This window comes from Micromonospora sp. LOL_013, assembly GCF_048060315.1.
GTDB lineage: Bacteria > Actinomycetota > Actinomycetes > Mycobacteriales > Micromonosporaceae > Micromonospora_E.
The window spans coordinates 1-353 of record NZ_JBHMIQ010000127.1 but is presented as its reverse complement, the minus strand read 5'-3'; the positions used below and the strand labels follow the sequence as shown (position 1 = coordinate 353).

Sequence of the window (353 nt, the reverse complement as noted above, 5' to 3'; positions counted from 1 at the left end):
TCACCGGAACGAGACCGGCACACGACACCAGATTCGGATCGTCGAACGTCGCGCGCACCACTGGCGCGTTCGTCAGCGATAACCAAAGCGTAGTCACCGTGCTCGATGGCGCACTCGTCGACCCGCTCCAACAGGTGCTGAAGCACTACGGTATGCGGCGGGTCAGGGTGGGGGTAGCGGGCACGTTGCCCGACTACTTCCATGGCTCGGGCGATGACCATGACGTCCTGCGCGGCGACCGCTTCGATCACGTCATCGAACACACCGACCCGCGCCCGAACTGGCACTTCCGCCTAGGGCGTGTATCAAAGTCGGCCGTGGGCGGGTGACGACTTTCGGCGTGTCGCTGCCCG

General features: G+C 64.9%; 1 protein-coding gene. It reads left to right on the top strand.

Annotation, left to right across the window (positions count from 1 at the left end; all coding sequences use genetic code 11):
* On the top strand, positions 1–329 hold a 329-nt coding region (locus ACFHWS_RS28625; protein ID WP_416569599.1), incomplete at its 5' end, for a hypothetical protein.
* Positions 330–353: the final 24 nt, after the last annotated feature.